This window comes from Aliivibrio wodanis, assembly GCF_052920805.1.
The window spans coordinates 70,722-89,087 of the sequence record NZ_JBREXA010000002.1 but is presented as its reverse complement, the minus strand read 5'-3'; the positions used below and the strand labels follow the sequence as shown (position 1 = coordinate 89,087).

Sequence of the window (18,366 nt, the reverse complement as noted above, 5' to 3'; positions counted from 1 at the left end):
GTTTTAACTTGGGATATCTATTCCAGCATCACGCATCTTCGCTAATTTATATCGTAGAGTTCGTGGACTTATACCTAGTTTTTCGGCGACATCTTTACGTTTTCCGTCGCACGCTTTAATTGTTTCTAAAATAATAATGAACTCTTGCTCACGTAATTCACCACCTAAGCCACTTTGTGGCATCGATATTTCACTTTCAGACGCCATTACTGACTCTTCATTATCATTTATTGACGGTGCTTGTTGCTCTGGTTTAATCGTTGGTGCTTCACCACTAACTACTTGCTGTAGGCTACTTGCGTCAGACCAATCAACACCTTCTAATAAAATGTCATCTGCTGTAATTTCAATATTTTCAGCTAAAATAAGCGCTCGCTGTACAACATTATCCAATTCACGAACATTACCTGGCCAAGGATAACTTTCTAGTTTCAGAGTTGCCTCAGGAGTAAAAGCAGGAACAGGTAAACCTTGTTTTTGACAGTGCCTCTCAACAAGATGTTGTGCAATAGGTGATATATCACCTATACGTTCTTTTAATGCTGGCCAAGTAATTGGAAATACATTCAATCGATAATACAGATCTTCTCGAAAATTACCTTCTTCAACATATTTTTTTAAATCTCGGTTACTTGTTGCCAAAATACGCACATCTAACTTAATACTTTTACGGCCACCTAATCGCTCTACTTCTCGTTCTTGCAATACTCGAAGTAGTTTCGCTTGTAAGCTAAGATCCATTTCACTGATTTCGTCTAGTAAAATAGTACCACCTTGCGCTTGCTCAAATTTACCAGGACACGCTTGAACAGCTCCGGTAAATGCACCTTTCTCATAACCAAATAAAGTAGCTTCGAGCATATTATCAGGAATTGCTGCACAGTTAATCGCCACAAATGGCCCTTCACTACGTAAAGAGTTATTATGAATATAACGAGACATCACTTCTTTACCTGAGCCACTTGGGCCAAGCACCATAACGTTAGCATCTGTTCTGGCAACTTTATCTGCAAGCTTAAGTAATTTAAGGCTTTTTTCATCAGCTACAATTGCATCACCTGTTTGTTCATTTTTGACAGGCGCATAGCGACTCACCATATTCAATAACACTTCTGGCGCAAACGGCTTTGCCATGTAATCTATCGCGCCTTCTTTCATCGCAGAAACCGCATCTTCAATATTCGCATACGCGGTCATTAATAAAACGGGAAGATTTGGCCAGTTCAATTTAATACTACGTAATAACGCTAAGCCACCCATTCCTGCCATCTGAACATCAGATACAACAATATCAACCGCTTCTTTTTTTAGAATTAGTAATGCAGTCTCAGCACTATCGGCCTCAACCCATTCATAACCCGCTAATTCTAGTGTATCGATCAATGCCTCGCGTAGACCTTCATCATCTTCTACGATTAATACTTTGCTTTGTGCCATTCTTATTCTCCAAGTTCAATTTGAGTTGTTGTAAGCGGGATAGACATAGTGAAACACGCGCCATCATCCGGCTCTGAATACAGCTCAAGCTGCCCTTTGTGTGCTCGACAAACCATTTGAACAACAGCAAGACCCAGACCTGTTCCTTGTGAGCGCGTTGTAAAAAATGGTTCCATAATTTTATCTTGAAGCTCTAACGGAATACCGGGTCCATTATCTTGTACCGAGATTTTCAAAAATCCGTTAACTGGTCTGAAAAAGACATCAATTTGACAGCCTTTTCCTATTGCTTGAATCGCATTCATGATCAGATTACTAATGGCACTAGCAATGGCATTAGCATTTCCCATTAATACAGTATCGTCATTTTCAACTTCCAAATGATAGTCTACTTGGTTTGATTGTAGCGCAGTTTCAATCATTGGGCGGTATTCGGTAACAAGTTCACCAATAGTAAAAGACTTAACTACTTTATTATCACCACCTTTAGCAAAAAGAAGCATGTCATTAACTTGTTTTTCTAAATCATGCAGTCGATCAACTAATTTCGTTTGAAAGCGTTTATGTGTTGCTGCAGGCAAATTCGGTGAACCTAAATTAGACGCATATAACATTGCACTAGATAACGGGGTTCTTACTTGATGCGCAAGAGAAGCTACCATTTTCCCTAATGACGATAAACGTTGCAAATCACTGACTCTAGATTGAAGTAACCGAGTTTCAGTTAAATCAGTAATCAAGATTAGTTGTCCCGTTTCTGAAGCTGAAATTGCCAATCGAACCTTACGGCCATTACGTAATGAAATTTCATGTCCATCATCTTCTCGAGGATCAAATGAGCGCTGAATAACTTCAAACCAACGCTCACCTAATAATGGTGGACCTAATAATTTAATCGCTTCAGGATTAACTTCACATACCATGCCTTGTGTATCGAGAAGGATTACACCTGCAGGCATTACATTTAACACTTGCTTATATCGTGTATTTTGCTCTTCCACAGTACCAAGAGGTGAATTTACTTCATTCTCAGGATGTCCCTGCATAATATTCTTCTCTCTAAAAACAAAAAAGAGCTAACACACATACAATGCCAGCCCTTTTATTGTTACTCATCAAAGCTTAAATAAAACCAATGAGACCTGTCAATTTATTGTCACTGTCATATTTGCAGATTATGGCAATAATATTAACTACCGGAGATCATCTTTACTTAAATTGTATTTACGCATTTTTTCCACAAGAGTTGTACGTCGCATACCTAGCATATCTGCTGCTCGAGCCACCACACTATTTTGAGCTTCAAGTGCTTGGCAAATCATATTAACTTCAACATCTGCTAACATTTCTTTAAGATTTAACCCATCTTCTGGTAAATCATTTGAAACAGCACCAAAGCTTTGAGATGTTTGTGGATGAGAAGCTGAACCACTTTCATTAAAGTTTGCAAACATATCAGCTAATGCTGACTGCTCTTGTTCTTCAACTGTTTGTTTACAGTGGTTTTCTGGCTGAAATTCAGGAATATCACTATAACGATATTTCATTGGAAGATGATTTACATCCACTGATTCACTAGGGAATAAAATCATTAACCGCTCAATTAAGTTTGCTAACTCACGTACATTACCTGGCCAATGGTGTTCCATCAGCGAATTTACGGCTCGTGGAGTCAAACGGACTCGTGAACTACCTTCTGCCTCCATACGAGCTAATAATTCTTGTAACAACAAAGGTATATCTTGCTTTCGCTCACGTAATGCAGGCATTTCAATTGGAAATACATTCAATCGATAATACAAGTCTTCTCTGAAAATCCCTCTTTCTATCATTTCATCAAGGTTGCGATGTGTTGCTGCAACAATTCGAACATCCGCTTTGATGCTTTGGTTTCCACCAACACGTTCAAAACAGCGTTCTTGAAGAACTCTCAATAATTTAACTTGCATCGGCATCGGCATATCACCGATCTCATCTAAGAAAAGAGTTCCACCCTGAGCCAATTCAAAACGACCTTTACGAGCAGTAATTGCTCCAGTAAATGCCCCTTTTTCATGACCAAAAAGTTCACTTTCTAATAAATCTGCCGGAATAGCTCCACAATTAACAGGAACAAAAGGGCCTTTTCGACGTGGAGAATGATAATGAAGGTTTCGAGCAACGACTTCTTTACCTGTTCCAGATTCACCTAACACTAAGACGCTAGCTTCAGTACCTGAAACTTGCTCAATTAGATGACGAACAGTACTAATACTCGGGCTTTGCCCTACCATGCTACGGAATAACGTATTTTTACGGCCAAGGTGAGGCACACCTAAGCCACTACGCCCCATAAACTCTTGGCAATGGCGTAACGCATCCGTCAATTGAGGATAATTTATAGGTTGGTTTAATTCACCAACATAATTTGTTAGCCCCTCGATATCATGGCTCGCTCCAGCCAGTGTAATAATGGGGATATGATGATGAATAATTAATGATTCTTTTATTAATTCTTGTTGTTTTTTATTAGATACCTGTCCTAAAAAGCAAGCACTTAAAGAAATGTTCCAATCAAAATTGGACAACTCAGACGTTGAAATTGCATGGCAATTCTCACCGATAAACTCAAGAATTACCTTAAGGTTATGTCGATTTTGCTCATCATCTTCAATAATTAATGTTTTACCTAAACCTTGCATAGAAGTGTTCGATGCCTTAATTCTTTGATTTATGTGGCCTATTCATTGAACAGAAACGAAATAATCCGACCATTTTATCGCATAAGAAAAATAAGGCAACCATGACTGTCAATATCTAGACAGTCATACTGTAAATGTGAGGTTAATATAAAATTAAGAAAAATACCCTTGATTTATAAAATATATACTATATACCAACTTGATCTGCTGTTAAATTGTGGAACTCTGCCGGGATTTGATCCCATGCTGATTTAATTTCACGTAGCATCTCAACGACATCATCAATCGCTTGAGTATCATTTTTTTGGTTAGCATGTGAGATTTGACGGATCATAAAGTCATATAATGAGTCAAGATTACTTGCAATATCGCCACCGTCATCCATCGAAAGGCATGAACGTAGACTAATCACGATATCTAATGCTTTACCAAGACGCTCACCTTTCACAGCCGTGTTACCTTGCTGCATAGCTGCTTTACCTTGAATCAAACGCTCAATAGCACCAGCCATTAGCATTTGAATTACCTTATGAGGTGATGCAGCACTTAATTGGCTATCTATTGATACCTTCTTATATGCTTGTAATGAACCTCTCATCGTATTTCCTCAGTCTTATTGAAATTTTCTATAAAGTTGAACTGACTTATTTGCATGATTCAACTTTTGATAATCTAAAGCAAATTGCTGACCTAAGAGTGTCATTTCATTAATGATAGACTCAGTTCTTGTAATTGCTCTTTGCCATTCCGTAGAGTTCACTATTTCTGGCACCTGCATACATTCATGCAAAAGTTGTTCCCGATTTGATAAAAAAACCGTCAATTGTTCAAAATTAATATCACCTTTCTGATATAACATTTGTAATTGCTGATCTAATCTTTCTAACTGCTGTAATAGTTCCATCGAGAACACCTAATTTACACTTGGTTATATTTTTACACTTGGTTATATTCGTTAACCTAGAGCGTTCATCATACCTGACAGTTGTGCTTTCATTTTTCCTGTCACATCTTGCATATTGGCAAATTTATTACGAGTACGCTCTTGTAAACTTTCCATTCGACGATCTAAATCTACTTGTTGATCATTCAAGCGATAATTCTGATCTCGCATCGTGTTCATTCGAGTCCTAATAGGACCAGCAACTCCAGTCATGGTTTGAATCGCATCTTCTACTTTTTTAGCGAACCCTTTAGGTCCATCAAAGAAAGTATGAAGTTGACTAAAGTTCTCATTCAACTGTCGATCAAGCATATTATGGTTGATCTCTAAAGTACCCTGACGAGTTGTTGAGATCCCAAGCTCAATCAGTGTTTTAATATCTTTTGGTGCTGATTCAACAGGAGAAACAAATACCGACTTTAAACGAGATTCCGCAGAACGAACAACACTATCTCCTGCTAATGGGCCGCTTTGCCCCGTCGCAGGATCAAAACCGCCAAGAGCTTGTGTGGTTTTATAAAATTGATTGTACGTTGATACAAATTGTTCAATTGCCGCTTTTACATTCTCTCTATCGAATTGAACATCTAATTCAATACGTTTACCGGCTTCAGCAGTTGTACCTTTTAAGGTAATATCAACACCATGGACAGCATCTTGAATGACATTAGTATCACTACTAATTCTTGCAATACCATCAAGAACAACTTTTGCACTACTAGCAGTTTGAACTTCTTGTAGTCCTGAATATAAAGGCTTTCTTGCCTCTTCTGGTTTGATCGCTTGAACTATTTTTTCAATCGGTTCTAGTTTTTCTTTTGCAATTTCTTTTATTGTTGGTGGTAATAGCTCAACTTTCTCTTTAGCTATATCAACTAAATCTTTTTTGGGTGCTGGTTGCGGTGGCTCATATGTCACACCCGCAGCTTGAAAAACAGTATCTGGTGTTTGACCTATTTCTGCTAATGCTTCTGCTGCGTCTTGATCCCCTTGCTTTGCTGCTTTCGCTAGTTCAATTTTTTCATCTTCACTTGGTAAAGCTGCTTGAAGTGTACCTGCCGTGCGCTCACTCCAACCGGACATCCCTGAGGTTGGATCACTAGGATCTTCAAGGGTAGTAAGAGCTGCCGTAGCTTCTTGTTGTAAAAGTATCTCTTTTGCGGCTTTTTCTTCTCTTGCGAGTTCGCGATTAGCAACATCAATCAACGGCTTAAAATAGGCGTACTTTTCTTCATCACTAAGCTCTGGTACCTGCTCTTGAGTAATAGGTTCACCTAGCTGTTGAGCGGCAATTTCAGGTACATTTTGATATTCAAGTAATGTTGGTACATCAAACTTAGTTGAGATAGCAGGGTCAAAGTTAGGGTTAAAAGCAAAGCGATGCAGTTGATTATTATATTCGGCATCAACTTCAATTTTAACTTTATGACTCTCACCAGGTTTGTCAGAGGCTAAGATCAAGCGAGAGCCGCCATCATCTTTAACAATAGAAGCTTGTACTCCGGGATTAGAAGGAGCACTATTTATCTGTTTTAACAGATCAGTAATTTTATTATTTTTACCAATAATATCAATTGAGAAGGTTTTATCACCTAATGACACATCCAACTTACCCGGCCCGAATTTGGCATCATCACGTATTGGTGAAGATGCCAACTTTTGAGCTTGAGCTAATTGTAATACGTCAATAGTATATCGACCAGCTAACGCCTCAGGAGTTGCGGTTGCACTTACTACTTCATCATCACTGCTTGAAATAGTACGAGATGCAAACGTATCCTCTTGGCGAAACGTCGACATTAGGTTCTTCATGGTATCTAACGATTCTTGCAGACGGCCATAACCACTGATATTCATATCTATATCTGAGCGTTCTCGGTCAATGCGCTGCTGCTTGGGTAAGCGCTCGCTTTCAACTATCTTGCCCACCATAGAATTAATATCTAGGCCACCACCCATCCCCATAGGGCTCATACTCATGAAGTGTTTTCCTCAATTAACGATTAAATCCTCTCAGCTATTAATCCAGATGAACTGGCAGCTAAGTCTCTAGCAACTTCTAACATTTTATCATCGGGAATTTGGCGGATAATATCACCAGAGCTAATTTCTCTAACGGTAATAACCTGCCGCCCTGATTCTTCATCTAAATGAAATGATAATCCTCGATCAACGCTTTTAACGTATTCATTCAGCTCTTTAATCGCTTCATGAAGTTCTTCTTTCTTTTTCGTTTCAAGCTTTTGTTCTGCATCTACAACAATGGCTTGGCTCTGCGTCAATGGTTCTGACGATTCACTCTTCGCTATTTGATTACTAGTATTTACAGAAGATGTTGGTTGCATAGGTGAACTAGCAAATTTCGTGCCGTTACTTGAGGATAGAGAGGACAGGATTGATGAAGATACAGATGATAGATTCATAGTATTTTCCTCCTAATACGAAAAAAGACAGCAAGAGGAGCGGCTCTGCTGTCATATTCAGTAAGTGGGTTGACGATGAAGCCGCCCACCTACCTATTTTAGTATTATCGTTTAATCATGGATTAACGTAATAGACCTAGAGCAGCGTTTGGCGCTTGCTTAGCTTGTGCAAGAATAGAAGAACTTGCTTGCTGTAGGATTTGAGCTTTAGTCATTTCAGTTGTTTCTTTCGCGAAATCAACGTCTTTGATTTGACTCTTAGCAGCAGAAACATTTTCGTTAATGTTGTCTAAGTTATTGATAGTATGGTCCATACGGTTCTGAGAAGCACCTAGCTCTGAACGGTGGCTATCAACAAACTTCATCGCTGCATCAACAACTGCTACTGCATCTTGAGAACCAGCTACTGTTGTAACATCGATGTTACCTACAGTTTTGTTAGCTTGAACTGCATCAGACATACCAGTTTCGTCAGCTAGAGCACCAGAGAATGCGATTTCGCCTTCAATTGTACCTTTACCAGCAAATACTTGCAGTTTGCCGTCTTCACCAACAGAAGCGCTAACTTTGTCAGTTTGGCCGTTGATGTACGTTGCAACTTCTTCGATATCGTCGCCAGCTTTAGCGTTGATAGTAATTGATTGCTCTTCACCTGACTTATCAGTAAATTCGATAGTCATGTCTGCGCCTTTAGCCGCAGTCCAACCAGCAGCTACGCCTTCTTTCGCAGTGAAAGATTGGCCACCCATGTTTGCTTCATCAGCACGTAGGTTGTTCAGAGTTAGCATTACTGCTTCACCTGAATCAGCACCAACTTGGAAAGATTTAGTACCAAAGCTACCGTTAAGTAGACGAGTACCACCAAAAGAAGTTGTTTCTGCGATACGGTTCATTTCATCAGAAAGAGCCGTTACTTCTTGTTGGATTGCGCCACGGTCAGCATCAGTGTTTGAACCATTTGATGATTGTAGAGCAAGGTCACGTACACGAGAAAGGATGTTTGAAGTCTCTTTCATTGCGCCTTCAGCTGTTTGCATCATAGAGATGCCGTCGTTTGCGTTACGAACCGCTACATCTAGACCACGTGTTTGCGTGTTTAGACGGTTAGAGATCTGTAGGCCAGCAGCATCATCTTTAGCATTGTTGATGCGGTTACCAGAAGACAAACGCTCCATTGATTGGTTTACATCAGACGTTGCGTTATTTAGGTAACGCTGAGCTGTCATTGCTGATACGTTAGTGTTTACTGTAATAGACATAAATAGATCTCCTAAGGATAATTCAATGGCGGTCTGGTCTCATCCTCCGAACCGACCACTGTTTCTCACGTATATTTAAAAGCTTATCTCTTTATATATTTTGTAGACTCTCACCTCTACAAAATACATCGTTGAGATAGCCTATAGTTTAATTTTAAAAGTAAATTTGATTACTTTAGTACCTGTTGGGATGAAGCTATGTAGATGACATTAACTTCCATTCTCACAAGTGGTTACATGCTGATTAGCCCAACAGGCCTAACGCTGCATTTGGTGCCTGCTTAGCTTGAGCAAGAATAGACGAGCTCGCTTGTTGCAGGATTTGAGATTTCGTCATTGCTGTCGTTTCTTTAGCAAAATCAACATCTTTGATTTGGCTATTAGACGCGCTCACGTTCTCATTAATATTATCTAAGTTACTGATAGCATGGTTAAAACGGTTTTGGAAAGCACCTAAATCTGCACGATTTTCATCTACGTACTGCATAGCTGCATCAAGAATTGCGACCGCTTTCTGTGAACCACCTACCGACGTTACATCAATACTCTTCACTGTATCGGTAACTTTATTACCCATACCTAGCTCATTACTTAAAGAGCCACTAAATTCAACATTCGTTGCTTCTGCTGCAGCGAATACTTGTAGCTTACCTTCTTCTGTAACAGAGGCGTTTACTGCATCACTTTGACCATTGATGTAAGTTGCTACTTCTTCAATGTCATCGCCTGCTTTTGCATTGATGGTAATATTCTGTTCTTTGCCATCTTTATCAACAAAATTCATTGATAATTCAGTCTTATCTGCACCTACTGTCCAGCCTGCGCCTTTACCTTCTGTTGCAGAGTAAGTGTGACCACCCATCTCTGTCGTATCAGAGCGCATGTTGTTTAGTGTTAGCATTACTGCCTCACCTGAGTCTGCACCGATTTGGAAAGACTTAGTGCCAAACTGGCCATTTAGTAGGCGAGAGCCACCAAATGATGTTGTTTCTGCAATACGGTTTAATTCGTCATTCAAAGCAACCACTTCTTCTTGAATCGCGCCACGGTCAGCTGCTGTATTTGAACCGTTTGAAGATTGAAGTGATAAATCACGCATACGTTGTAAGATGTTTGTCGTTTCCTTCATCGCACCTTCTGCTGTTTGCGCCATTGAGATACCATCATTAGCATTTCGAACTGCAACATCCAAACCACGAGTTTGAGATGTTAGACGATTTGAAATTTGTAGACCTGCCGCATCATCTTTTGCACTGTTAATTTTAAGACCTGAAGATAAACGCTCCATTGAAGTGTTTAAATCGCTAGTCGCGTTATTTAGGTAACGTTGTGCAGTCATTGCTGATACGTTTGTGTTTACATTGATAGACATAATTTGTTTCTCCACTTTGGTTCCGAATCACTCCGCTCCTGGACCGGAAACCGTATTAATCATCGTTTGATACTTAACTTAACGACCGCATTTCTAATTACTTTAGAAAAACTTTTAATTTTTTAAGTTTTTCTTTTTAAAGCACTTTCAAATTATCAAGTCGTTATGTCTTGTAATTAGGTTATCGCTCGCTGGTGGAAACTCTTTAGGAGAAAATGCAAAAAAAACGAAATTAATTTAAAAATGGATAAAAAGCGTGATATATGTCTCTAAATATCAGAAAGCACCGCTTTAATTGGTTAGATTTCAAACAAAGAAGGTTAGCTAATCCGATATACAGATTGTTAACCTGTAAATAAAAAACACTATCCATAAAAAAAGCTGAGGAAAACCCCAGCTTTGACATGGTGTGAGAGTGCAATAATCTTAGAGGATTGCAATAAACGTCTTACAATAAAGCAAGAGCCGTTGTTGGAGATTGTTTAGCTTGAGCTAAAATTGATGAACTTGCTTGTTGAAGTATTTGAGCTTTTGTCATTTCTGTTGTCTCTTTGGCAAAATCAACATCTTTAATTCGGCTGTTTGATGCCGATACATTTTCATTAATATTATCCAAATTAGAAATTGCATGACTAAAACGGTTTTGGAATGCCCCGAGATCTGAACGATTTGCATCAACAAACTGCATCGCTGAATCAAGAATAGCTACTGCTTTTTGAGAACCACCAACAGTAGTAACATCAATACTTTTTACAGTTTCATTTTGTGGGCCACTCATATTTAGTTCATTAGCTAAAGATCCACTGAAAGAGAGTTCATTTTGTACTTTATTATTAGAAGTAACAATTTGAAGTTCACCATTTTCAGATACAGATGCATTAATCGAATCTGTTTGACCGTTAATATAAGTAGCTACCTGCTCAATATCATCACCAACTTTAGCATTAATAATTAATTCTTCTTCCTCTCCTTTCTGGTTAATGAAGGAGATAGTTAATTCTGAATTCTCACTACTAATAACCCAACTGGCATCTACTCTAGATTCAGCTTTATAACTAACCCCTCCCATAGATGACGAATCAGAGCGCATATTATTAAGATTTAGCATTACCGCTTCACCTGAGTTGGCTCCTATTTGGAAAGATTTTGTACCAAATTGCCCATTCAATAAACGGGCACCACCAAAGGATGTTGTTTCTGCAATTCTATTTAGTTCATCATTCAATGCACTGACCTCTTGCTGAATCGCGTCACGATCTGATGAAGTATTTGAACCATTTGCTGACTGCAATGAGAGATCACGCATACGCTGTAATATGTTAGTTGACTCTTTCATTGCTCCTTCAGCGGTTTGAGCAATAGATATACCATCATTAGCATTACGAACTGCAACATTTAACCCTCTAGTTTGTGCAGTTAAACGATTTGAAATTTGTAGACCCGCAGCATCATCTTTGGCGCTATTAATTTTAAACCCTGATGATAGACGTTCCATTGATTTGTTTACGCCATCAGTTGCATTATTTAAATAACGTTGGGCCGTCATTGCTGATACGTTAGTATTTACTGTAATTGACATAATAATATCTCCGTTTTGTTTTCCGAATGTTTTCCGCGGTTCGGAAAACTGAGCTTCATGTGTCAGTACTAAATTACTTATTATTAGCGCCTGATACTAAGCTTAGCGACGGTCAAAAATTAATCTTTACCACTTTCTTTATAAATTCACTGGTTACTTTATGAACTATGCGCCAGGTTCCATTTTTGATAAAATTGACAAAAAAATACTAAAGCCCCTATCAGATCGGTCAAATAACAACCAACTAATTGATTTATACCAAATCATGCTAAGACCTACACCATTAATTTAAATAATCTCTATCGATAAAATAGTAATATCGATTTCTAGATCATTTAATACCAATGTAATTAATTAGATGATCTATTTATTACGCAGGAAAATCGCTAAATAATAAGGCAAAAATTCTTATAAGTAGTTATTCTACAATAAAAATTTTTAACGACATTATTAAGTGACTTAACCAGTAATAATGATCAGATAATTACTGGAATTGGTATGATCAATTGTATTGGTATAAATAGTCAGATAATTATGTTGGATAAGAATGAGGCGTAAAAAAACCAGCCGCAGCTGGTTCTCTGTTTATCTTCACTACCAATTTACTTGGTATTACCCCAAAAGCTTAAGTGCAATATCAGGGGCTTGTTTAGCTTGTGCTAAAATAGTAGAGCTCACTTGTTGCAAGATTTGAGCTTTCATCATCTCTACCGTTTCCTTAGCAAAGTCCGTATCTTCTATTCGACTATTTGATGCTGCTACATTTTCATTAATATTGTTTAAATTATTAATTGCATGATCAAATCGATTTTGGAATGCACCTAACGTTGCTCGTTCTTTATCAACAAAGCCCATTGCCGCATCTAATGTCGCTATTGCTCGCTGTGAACCACCAACACTCGTTAAGTCTAAATCGTTTACAGTATCAAACACAGCTCCACCAATAGCCAACTCAGCAGATAGTGAACCACCAAAAGTAACAGCGCTTGAAACCAAATCTCCTGCCGTAAATAGTTGCAATTGGCCTTGCTCATCAACAGAGGCTTGAATCGTTTCATTCTGACCATTGATATAAGTGGCTAGCTCTTCAATGTCGTCACCTACTTTGGCCTCTATCGTAATCTCTTGATCGTTGCCATTTTCATCAACAAATGACATCGTAAGCGTTTGCTCACCTTCTGGTACTACCCAACCTTTATTCAATTGATTTTGAGAGGTATAAGTAAATCCCCCCATCTCTAACGTATCAGAACGCATACTACCTAATGTTAATTGAACGGCTTCGCCTGAGTTTGCACCAATTTGAAATGAAGAGGTACCAAATTGGCCATTCAATAAACGACGTCCACCAAAAGAAGTAGTTTCTGCAATACGATTCAATTCATCATTAAGAGCATCCGCTTCTTCTTGAATAGCCTCTCTATCTTGCTTTGTATTTGAACCATTAGATGATTGCAGAGCAAGATCACGCATACGCTGAAGAATATTAGTGCTTTCATTCATAGCACCTTCTGCAGTTTGAGCGATAGATATACCATCATTTGCATTACGAACAGCAACATCTAATCCACTCATTTGAGCTTGCAGTCTATTCGATATTTGAAGGCCCGCAGCATCATCTTTAGCACTATTAATACGCTTACCAGACGAGAGACGCTCCATTGACTGATTTAGATGATCCGTTGCTGTCGTTAAATTTCGCTGCGCAATCATAGCGGCAACATTTGTATTTACCGTAATTGTCATCTCGACCTCTTGTGACTAAGACTAAGATCTGCTTATATCTCTGTATTGAAAATCACCCAAAACTAGCATTACTATTTAGTTTGAATTGCTGTTCTTGATAGAGGCATAATAATCAATACAGATACATAAACAGACTCTGATTATTAACTATCGGCAGTGAAAAAATAAACTTAAGGACATTTGAAATATTAAAGGTGACGGAAAGTGTATTAAAAAGAAGGGAAGCCCCTCTCGGGGCATGAAGCTAGGCTGGCTTTTTATGAGGAGATCTGTGAGAAGAACACAAAAAACCAGTTACCTGAAGCTTGCACAACAATCAGTTGAACAAGAGGTTGATGAGAGATGAGAGCACCTCTTGTTCATCTTGATGACTGTTGTTTAGTTACTCAATTACTGCAGTAGAGTTAGTGCAGCGTTTGGTAACTGTTTCGCTTGAGCAAGAATAGATGTACTAGACTGCTGAAGGATTTGTGCTTTTGTCATTTCAGTTGTTTCTTTAGCAAAATCAGTATCTTTGATTCGACTATTAGAAGCAGATACATTCTCTTGAATGTTAGACAAGTTATTAATACTGTGACCAAGACGATTCTGTTTTGCCCCTAAATCAGCACGTTCACGGTCAATATAAGCAAGTGCTGAATCAATAACACCAACAGAAGCTTGTGCACCACCAACTGATGTTACATCTAGTTCACTTACTGTTGCTTTTTCACCAGCACCACCAGAGAAACCAAGCTCAGTCGCTAAGTTGCCAGAAACAGTTAGTTCACCTTCTAAAGCAGGTTCTGCAACAAATAATTGCAATTTACCTTCATCACCAACAGACGCTGAGATTTTATCAGATTGACCATTGATGTAAGTCGCTACTTCTTCAATATCATCACCAGCATGTGCAAATAAATTAATAGAAATTTCTTCACCAGCTTGTGTTGTGAACTCTAATTTCATGTCGTTCTTGCCAGCTTCAACACCCCAATCAGCATTTTTGCCGTTTTCACTCATGAAGCGTTGACCACCCATACGACTGTCATCAGCACGTACCGACGTTAGTTCAATTAGGATTGCTTCACCTGCATTAGCACCGATTTGGAATGCTGACTCACCAAAAGTACCATTAAGCAGACGACGACCACCAAATGAAGTTGTTTCAGCAATACGATTTAATTCATCTTGAAGAGCGTGAACTTCTTCTTGAATCGAAGCACGATCTTGGTCTGTATTAGAACCATTTGCTGATTGAAGTGATAAATCACGCATACGCTGAAGGATGTTTGTCGATTCATTCATCGCACCTTCTGCTGTTTGAGCGATAGAAATACCATCATTCGCATTACGCATAGCAACATCAAGACCACGAGTCTGAGCTGTTAAGCGATTAGAAATTTGTAAACCAGCAGCGTCATCTTTTGCACTGTTAATTTTGCTACCTGAAGACAAACGCTCCATTGATGTATTAAGATCATTTGTTGCGTTGTTTAGGTAACGCTGCGCAGTCATCGCAGATACGTTAGTATTTACATTTACAGCCATCGTTGCTCTCCTTTGGCTTCGTTTTCACGAAATCTAATTTCTGCTCTATTCAGAAAAATTAAAGTTTATATCTAATAATTAGTCACAATTGACCAATGTTATCAGTGCTATGTAATTACCTATCAATTCTCATGCCAAGATGAGAAAAAAGCACTTCATAACTAACATACAAAAGCAAAGCCTTTAACTCTACCTTGCAACTGCTATGCCACTATTTACCATTGGTAAATTGTGAATCGCTTAGCCATAATTACACTTAGCACATCCTATGCCAACTTTTAAACTAAATAAAAAAACAATAAATACCACTTAAAAAAACAACAACTTAAAATTAACGCTATTTGTTTTTATTTTAATATCTCTTCTTTTACTTATAATGAAAACCTGTTATCACCTACTATATTAATAAAAACGCTTAGCTAAATTAAAAGCACATGTCATGAATATATTCACTTTCACATCCTCTTTAGCCATACCTTCTATCTAGAAAAGTAGCCCCATAGTTTAAAATAGTAGACATTTCAAAAAACTCAAGAAAAGCGGCAAGAATGGTGACAAAAGCGGCAAAGCTATTCCTACATAAGATTAGATATAATTCATAAGCTTAGACTTAAAGTGATGCACAATTTATTACATAATTAAATGAAAAAAGCCCAATAGATGAAGTGACCCCGTTAAGTTGGACATTTTAGTTAAGCGGCTTGTAAGGCCTGGTTTCGATATTCTATCGGAGTCAGGCCTTTTAGTTTTACCTTAATCCGCTTCGTATTGTAATACTCGATATATTCTTCGATCTTTTCTATTAACTCATCTGCATCCTTGAAGATGTATCCATGATACATTTCAGTTTTAAGTAAACCAAAGAAATTTTCAGCTACTGCATTATCTAAGCAGTTTCCTTTTCTAGACATACTTTGTTGAAGCCTATGCTTTACAAGTTCCTGTTGATAAGTCTTATGTCGATATTGCCAACCTTGATCACTGTGTAAAATTGGCTTCGAGCCCTTACTTAGTTTGCCTATTGCTTCTTTAAGCATATCCGTGACTAGCGGTAAACGTGCATTCTTTGTCACTTTATAAGCGATAACTTCTTGATTGAATAAATCAACCACTGGCGATAGGTAAACTTTTTGTCCGTTAACTTTAAATTCTGTTACATCGGTTACCCATTTCTCATCTGGTTTCGTAGCACTAAAATCCCTTTCAAGTACATTTGGGACTGATTTACCCACCTCTCCTCGATAAGAACGATATTTTTTGGGTCTTACTATAGATTTTAGGTTTAGTTGCGCCATCAGCCTTTGTACTGTTTTATGATTCAGCTCTACACCTTTTCTTCGCATAGCTAAATGGATCCGTCGATAGCCATAACGTCCTTTATGTTCATGGTAGATAGACTCAATCATCTCTAACTCATGCTCATAAGTATCAGGCCTTCTACTTATTTGAGCCTGATAATAGAAGACACTTTTTGCCAAACTGGTGATACGAAGTAAATATTTTAAAGGGTAATTAGCTTTGAGAGCTAAAACAATTAACGCTTTTTCTTTGTTTGTTGGCGTTTTTTCTGTTTCAGCTCTTCGAACTTTTTTAGAACAGCATTCTCTGTTCGTAAATAACTTAACTCTTCTCTTAGCTCTTCAATGGTCATTTCGTCATCTGATTTTTGTGTAGTATTGGATAATAATTTCATTGAAGGCCTTCCTATATTACTATTCTTGAGTCCCTTAAACCCCGCTTCATTATATGTTTTAAGCCAGACTGATAGCGTGCCAGGGGAGGATAAGTTTAATACTGCACTAGTGTGAGTGAGAGACCAACTGTTAGTCCACATTAATTTCAATGCTTGTAATTTTGTTTTGGCATTATCGGCATGTGTAGTTGGTAAAAATGAGTTTTTACCATGGATAGAAAATACTTGAGTCCAATATCGTATCTGACGAGCAGATATCGAATATTCTTTAGATAATTGAATTGATGTACGACTAACTAAGCACTGCTTAGCAATAATTAGTTTTAGCTCACGACTATATTTGGACATAAAAAAGACCCTCAGTAATTGGTTGTCCAATTATTGGGGGTCAGTTCATAGATGACTATTGGGCTTTTTATGAAATCTTAATACTGAGTGTAAGAATATATCAATACGATTATGTGATTTAGCCAGTAATAATGAATCGATATTTACCGGAATTAATATTACACGTAATTAAATAAAGTAATATCCTTCACTTTACCAAAGGCTTGTTGAGATGCCTGTAATGCTCGTGTATTTTCATTAAATTCAATGACAGCTTGCGCGTAATCTAAATCTTCAATTGAACTTAATGATTTAGAAATCGTTAAATCAAAGTCTTGATGCTGCATTTCTTGCTGATCAAGTGTATTTTGTCGTGTACCAACTTCCGCTCGTGCTTGGCTTAAATGAATAAACGCCGCGTGAAACTCATCCGTCACCTGATGCAACTCTGCAGTACTAGATGCATCTGACACATGATTAAGCGCTAATTCTTGAGCCTTTTTAAATGAATCAAAGATGCTTACGGTCTTTTTAGGTTCAAGGGTAATAGTATCTCCCTCTTTCAATTGACCTCGGATCTGAATATCAACACCTTCCCATTTAATCCCTTCACTAGGGTCAAACTCCGCATTTTTTACAACACCACCATCTTGAGATAACTGATAATTGTATTTACCGTTATTACCAGCCTGAAAGCTAATTTCATACGTTGCTGGATCGGTATAATTTGTATTTGTTGCCTTTGAAAGTAATAACTCCGACCCTTCCTGTAGTGAATACTGTGGGTCATAATCACCAAACGGATTTTTTATCTCGGTAAATAATTTATTTCCAGCATCATTTACTGCAACTTCTATTGAACCAGATACTTTTAAATTTCGTTGGTAGTCATCACCTGCATACGCAACCGTTCCATCATTCCCTCGAAAAAATGGTTGCGTTTTTGGCTTTGTACCTGAAAATAAATAGTTACCAGATTCATCTAACATATTAGTTAAATTTAAAAAATTATCTGAGATACCTTTAATGTCTTGAGCATGTGCATAGCGATCTTCAGGTGCGAGAGAACCATTAATCATCTCCATAACACTACGTTTGGCATCATCCGCAAACTGCTCAGCATTGGCTATAGCAACTTCATGACGCTCTAAACGATTACGCGCTAGAACAATGGTATCACTATACTGGCGTAACTCTTCCTTCTTTTGCCCTAGGTTTTGAGCATATAAGGCAGCTACGGGGTCGTCTCCTGCCGTTAATAACTTCTTACCTGAAGCAAGTTGCGCACTGTTCTGGTGTACTTTGGCTTCTTGACGAGCAATATCATTCTGCACTGATTGGTAATTATGAAAGCTTGAAATACGATTTAACATACT

Annotated in this window: 14 protein-coding genes and 2 pseudogenes; all 16 read right to left on the bottom strand. The window is 38.1% G+C overall.

Features of this window, described 5'->3' with window-relative positions:
- Positions 1 to 3: 3 nt before the first annotated feature.
- The 16 genes and pseudogenes from ACU5DF_RS08330 to flgL all read right to left on the bottom strand — a co-directional run bounded on the left by ACU5DF_RS08330 (position 4) and on the right by flgL (position 18,363).
- Complete coding sequence (locus tag ACU5DF_RS08330; protein WP_045102633.1) at positions 4 to 1,437, bottom strand: sigma-54-dependent transcriptional regulator; 1,434 nt, start codon at positions 1,435 to 1,437, stop codon at positions 4 to 6.
- Between the two features lie 2 nt (positions 1,438 to 1,439).
- Positions 1,440 to 2,483: a sensor histidine kinase gene (locus ACU5DF_RS08325; protein ID WP_446712543.1), complete on the bottom strand. Its 1,044-nt coding sequence runs from the start codon at positions 2,481 to 2,483 to the stop codon at positions 1,440 to 1,442.
- A 147-nt stretch (positions 2,484 to 2,630) separates the two neighbouring features.
- The gene (locus ACU5DF_RS08320) at positions 2,631 to 2,783 is read right to left on the bottom strand and encodes a helix-turn-helix domain-containing protein (RefSeq protein ID WP_446714210.1); all 153 of its coding nucleotides are present in this window, start codon (positions 2,781 to 2,783) and stop codon (positions 2,631 to 2,633) included.
- A 105-nt stretch (positions 2,784 to 2,888) separates the two neighbouring features.
- A pseudogene (locus ACU5DF_RS08315) lies at positions 2,889 to 4,118 on the bottom strand (sigma-54 dependent transcriptional regulator); the annotation flags it as partial.
- Between the two features lie 187 nt (positions 4,119 to 4,305).
- Positions 4,306 to 4,716, bottom strand: coding sequence for a flagellar export chaperone FliS (gene fliS / locus ACU5DF_RS08310; RefSeq protein ID WP_045102636.1), 411 nt, complete (start codon positions 4,714 to 4,716; stop codon positions 4,306 to 4,308).
- 15 nt (positions 4,717 to 4,731) lie between these two features.
- A complete protein-coding gene (locus ACU5DF_RS08305; RefSeq protein ID WP_045102637.1) occupies positions 4,732 to 5,022 on the bottom strand; it encodes a hypothetical protein in 291 nt (96 codons plus the stop codon).
- Positions 5,023 to 5,073: 51 nt separating this feature from the next.
- The gene (gene fliD, locus ACU5DF_RS08300; RefSeq protein WP_446712542.1) at positions 5,074 to 7,041 is read right to left on the bottom strand and encodes a flagellar filament capping protein FliD; all 1,968 of its coding nucleotides are present in this window, start codon (positions 7,039 to 7,041) and stop codon (positions 5,074 to 5,076) included.
- 23 nt (positions 7,042 to 7,064) lie between these two features.
- Positions 7,065 to 7,484 carry a flagellar protein FlaG gene (locus ACU5DF_RS08295; RefSeq protein WP_446712541.1) on the bottom strand — a complete coding sequence of 140 codons (420 nt, stop codon included), beginning with the start codon at positions 7,482 to 7,484 and terminating at the stop codon, positions 7,065 to 7,067.
- Positions 7,485 to 7,606: 122 nt separating this feature from the next.
- Complete coding sequence (locus ACU5DF_RS08290; protein WP_446712540.1) at positions 7,607 to 8,743, bottom strand: flagellin; 1,137 nt, start codon at positions 8,741 to 8,743, stop codon at positions 7,607 to 7,609.
- A 244-nt stretch (positions 8,744 to 8,987) separates the two neighbouring features.
- Positions 8,988 to 10,115, bottom strand: coding sequence for a flagellin (locus tag ACU5DF_RS08285; RefSeq protein ID WP_045102641.1), 1,128 nt, complete (start codon positions 10,113 to 10,115; stop codon positions 8,988 to 8,990).
- 448 nt (positions 10,116 to 10,563) lie between these two features.
- A complete protein-coding gene (locus ACU5DF_RS08280; RefSeq protein WP_446712539.1) occupies positions 10,564 to 11,694 on the bottom strand; it encodes a flagellin in 1,131 nt (376 codons plus the stop codon).
- Positions 11,695 to 12,306: 612 nt separating this feature from the next.
- Positions 12,307 to 13,440 (bottom strand): flagellin, encoded by a 1,134-nt coding sequence (locus tag ACU5DF_RS08275; RefSeq protein ID WP_446712538.1) that lies wholly within the window; start codon positions 13,438 to 13,440, stop codon positions 12,307 to 12,309.
- A 390-nt stretch (positions 13,441 to 13,830) separates the two neighbouring features.
- Entirely contained in the window at positions 13,831 to 14,970 is a 1,140-nt protein-coding gene (locus tag ACU5DF_RS08270) for a flagellin (RefSeq protein WP_045102644.1), read from the bottom strand.
- 692 nt (positions 14,971 to 15,662) lie between these two features.
- Positions 15,663 to 16,541, bottom strand: a pseudogene (locus ACU5DF_RS08265) (IS3 family transposase); the annotation flags it as partial.
- Positions 16,505 to 17,011 carry a helix-turn-helix domain-containing protein gene (locus ACU5DF_RS08260; RefSeq protein WP_446711479.1) on the bottom strand — a complete coding sequence of 169 codons (507 nt, stop codon included), beginning with the start codon at positions 17,009 to 17,011 and terminating at the stop codon, positions 16,505 to 16,507. The pseudogene ACU5DF_RS08265 and the gene ACU5DF_RS08260, both read right to left, overlap by 37 nt.
- Before the next feature lie 158 nt (positions 17,012 to 17,169).
- Positions 17,170 to 18,363, bottom strand: coding sequence for a flagellar hook-associated protein FlgL (gene flgL / locus ACU5DF_RS08255; RefSeq protein ID WP_446712537.1), 1,194 nt, complete (start codon positions 18,361 to 18,363; stop codon positions 17,170 to 17,172).
- Between the last annotated feature and the right edge of the window lie 3 nt (positions 18,364 to 18,366).